The organism is Vibrio sp. V01_P9A10T6 (assembly GCF_963877065.1).
Lineage (GTDB): Bacteria > Pseudomonadota > Gammaproteobacteria > Enterobacterales > Vibrionaceae > Vibrio > Vibrio anguillarum.
Window position 1 is genome coordinate 1 of the sequence record NZ_CAWNTB010000100.1, and the last position, 3,600, is coordinate 3,600.

A 3,600-nucleotide genomic window follows, 5' to 3' on the forward strand; every position below is an offset into this window, starting at 1 on the left:
CGCAAGATGTCACCGTGTTAGAACCAATACAAATGGCGATAGTAGAAAATGATAATTTTCCGTATCTAAGCCAATCCGTGACAGGCTAATTTAGAAAAATCGTTCAGTTCAGATTTGGCCACACATTTGTTAGTGAGCTAAGTGGTATCGGATATTCAACGGCTCATCATCCATTGAGTTGAAGAAAAAATCTCTTATTAAGGGATTCTTAAGTTACGTCCGTTATTTTTGTTTACAGAGTAAGCAAAAAGGAAATGCCGATGAAAACCATACGCTCAGCATCTGATCTGCAATTGGCCGTAATTGATCCTTCTCATCCTCGCTGGTTGGAAGCCATACACCTTGTGCGCGAGCGTTATCAGCAAGCGTTTGATGCACGCCTTATTACTTTTATGCCTGCTTATTTAGCTCTGCTTGATCATGACGAAATGAAATCCGTATGTGGTTTTCGCGTAGCGCAGCAAGAGCCTCTGTTTCTCGAACAATACCTTGACCAACCTGCCGATGAAATTTTATCGCAGCGTTTTGATTGCCGAGTATCCCGAAGTGCTTTGATTGAATTTGGCCAACTGGCCTCTTTTGGTCGTGGTTTATCGGCGCTGCACTTTACTTTGATCGCGCAACAGCTGGTTGATTTAGGGTATGAATGGTGCGTTTTTACAGCAACGGATCCACTGCATGCTTTGATGCGTCGATTTGGTTTACAACCGACATTGATCGCGAAAGCGTCAGCATCTTGCATTCCTAACGCCAACCAAATTTGGGGCAGTTATTACCAACACAGCCCTCGAATTTTAGCGGGAAATTTGGCGCAGGGGCTGGCGTTGCTCAACCGATTTCATTTAAACCAAAAACAAGCGTGAGGCCTTTGCTATGAACCGAATTTTATCGGCGCTTCATCAACATGCGCAGCAAAAGCCAGATAGCATTGCCTTCATTGGGCACAATGCCAAACAAGAAAAGATAGCGCTGAGCTATCAACAGCTCTTAGAAAAGGTGGAAGCCACAGCACGCACATTACGCCAGTGGCAGGTTCAGCGTATTGCATTAAAAGCTGAAAATAGTTTGGATTGGGTGATCATCGACCTTGCGGCCATGCACGCAAAAATAGTGCTCGTTCCTGTACCTACTTTCTTTAGTAAGGCACAGGTTGAACACTTACTGTATGAATCGGGGGTTGATGTTTGCTTAGGTGATTGGCCAACGCTAGGTGAACCTTTCTCAACGCTCAGCCACCTACCTGCTTTTGTCTATTTGGCGAATCCATCAGCACAGGTGTTGCCTTTGACGCAAAAAATCACCTTTACGTCTGGATCCACCGGAACGCCGAAAGGGGTGTGTTTGAGTGACGAAAATATGCAAGCGGTCACGCTGGCGATCGCAGAGAAAATGTCCGCGCAAGTTGAGCGTCACCTCGTGATGCTGCCTCTCTCAACCTTGTTAGAAAACATCACGGGTGTGTATGTTCCTTTGGTTCTGGGTGTGACATCAACAGTCGTCTGTGGCAGCGAAGTAGGTTTGACCGGTTCTAGCCAGTTCTGTGGTGCAACGTTCGCACTCGCACTACAACAGTTTCAGCCGTCAAGCTTGGTGCTAACGCCTGCGTTATTGCTGGCATTAATTGAAGTCGTCAAGCAGAGCCCAGTTCTTGCGCTGCCTTTACGCTGGGTTGCCGTGGGCGGGGCGCGAGTGGCTCCCCAATTAATTGACGCAGCTCGCCAGCTCGGCATTCCCGCTTTTGAAGGGTATGGTTTGTCTGAAAGTGCTTCGGTCGTGAGTATGAATACACCCCAACAAAATAAGCCGGGGTCGTGCGGACAGGTGCTGTCTCATCTTCAGGTTTCGCTGGCACAAGATGGCGAATTGTTAGTTAAAGGCAACACGGCTTTGGGGTATTTAGGTGAGCCGTTTAGCCACGAGTGGTTGTCAACTGGCGATATGGCCACAATCGATGATGAGGGTTTTTTAACCATCATCGGGCGTAAAAAGAACCTAATAATCACCAGTTTTGGGCGCAACGTGGCCCCTGAATGGATTGAATCTCAAGCATTGGCTTTGATTGCACACCATCGATTTGTGGTGGTGGGCGACGGGCAGGCAGGCCTCACGGCCGTCAGTGACAGTCCTTTACCTGATCTCGTTACGCGCGTGCAACAGCTCAATAGCGTGTTGCCCGATTACGCACACATCACGCAGCTTTGGTTGGTGAGCGATATTCACTGCTGGCAAAAGTGGCTGACCGCTAATGGTCGCCCAAAACGCTTAGCTATTGAAAACGCACTGCAAGAGGCTCGCTTGGCGCACCACACCACTAATCCACAGGCGGTTTTTATCTCTATTCCTTCCTTCTATTCAATGGCTGAGGAGCTTTAAAATGAGCAAATTTTTCCATATTTTAAAAACACAAACTGAGCCAGCACAGCAGCAGATGTTGCAAGCTCCGGTATTTGATGCCTGCGCAAGAGGTGAGATCAGCCTAGAGATGTATATTCGTTTTCTCACTCAAGCTTATCACCATGTTAAACATACGGTGCCACTGCTGATGGCATGTGGCAGCCGCTTAGGCGATGAATATGAGTGGGTACGAACGGCGATTGCCGAGTACATCGATGAAGAAAAAGGCCACCAAGAGTGGATCTTGAACGATATTAAAGCGTGCGGTGGTGATGTGGACGCAGTGCGTCATAATGAGGGTGCAGGGCGGGTCAGCGCTTCCATCGAACTCATGGTGGCGTATCTTTATCACCAGATTGATCGCGCTAACCCGTTGAGCTTATTTGGTATGGTGTGGGTACTTGAAGGAACCAGTGTGGGTGTCGGTGGGAATATCGCACGGTTAGTCAAACAGCGTTTGGATCTTCCTGATGCGGCGATGACCTATCTCACTTCGCACAGTGAACTTGACCAAGGGCACATCCGTTTTTTTGAATCGTTAATGAACAACATTCAGTGTGTATCCGACCAAGAGGCCATCATCCGCTCTGCAAACATGGTGTTTGATCTGTATGGGCAGATGCTGCGAGAACTACCGCTTCCTTGCGAGTCAATGGTGCATGCAGGTTCGCAAGATTTAGCTTCGCAAGGTGTAAGGTCGCAATATGGATCTTAATCATCGACATGTTTTACTCACTGGCGCTTCCGGTGGTATTGGGCAACGCATCGCATTGCTGCTTGCTAAGCAAGGAGCCAGTCTAGTTCTGGTGGCTCGTGATGGTCAAAAACTCGAGCAACTTCGGCAAACGCTACCCATGCCTGAGAAGCATCTGATTTTGAGTGCAGATTTAAGCACAGAGTCAGGAATAGAGCAGATCAACACCTTCATTCAGCGCTTTTTTATGGGCCAGAAACGAATCAGTGTGGTGATCAATAATGCGGGCATCAACCAGTTTCGCTTATTAGCCAGACGAACCGCAGTTTCAGTGCAGCAGGAGCTGCATTTGAATTTACTTGCTCCGATGCAACTGACTCAATCGGCGATACATTGGTTGAATAAACCGGGGATTATTTTAAATATTGGCTCAAGTTTAGGGGCTATTGGTTACCCTGGTTATGCCACGTACTGCGCTACCAACGCCGGGATGCACCGTTTTAGTGAAGCGA

General features: G+C 48.0%; 4 protein-coding genes. All 4 read left to right on the top strand.

Going from position 1 to position 3,600, the window contains the following annotated elements; all coding sequences use genetic code 11:
• Window positions 1–254 precede the first annotated feature (254 nt).
• Complete coding sequence (locus AACQ21_RS05335; RefSeq protein ID WP_013856449.1) at window positions 255–863, top strand: thermostable hemolysin; 609 nt, start codon at window positions 255–257, stop codon at window positions 861–863.
• Between the two features lie 10 nt (window positions 864–873).
• A complete protein-coding gene (locus AACQ21_RS05340; protein ID WP_105976751.1) occupies window positions 874–2,373 on the top strand; it encodes an AMP-binding protein in 1,500 nt (499 codons plus the stop codon).
• Between the two features lies 1 nt (window position 2,374).
• Window positions 2,375–3,109 (top strand): TenA family transcriptional regulator, encoded by a 735-nt coding sequence (locus tag AACQ21_RS05345; protein WP_105976752.1) that lies wholly within the window; start codon window positions 2,375–2,377, stop codon window positions 3,107–3,109.
• Window positions 3,099–3,600: SDR family NAD(P)-dependent oxidoreductase (locus AACQ21_RS05350; protein ID WP_146127535.1), on the top strand; the 502-nt coding region annotated here is incomplete at its 3' end. The genes AACQ21_RS05345 and AACQ21_RS05350, both read left to right, overlap by 11 nt.

Coding starts and splice junctions, on each gene's coding strand:
- AACQ21_RS05335 (WP_013856449.1), top strand. CDS start 255: ATGCCGATGAAAACCATACGCTCAGCATCTGATCTGCAATTGGCCGTA.
- AACQ21_RS05340 (WP_105976751.1), top strand. CDS start 874: ATGAACCGAATTTTATCGGCGCTTCATCAACATGCGCAGCAAAAGCCA.
- AACQ21_RS05345 (WP_105976752.1), top strand. CDS start 2,375: ATGAGCAAATTTTTCCATATTTTAAAAACACAAACTGAGCCAGCACAG.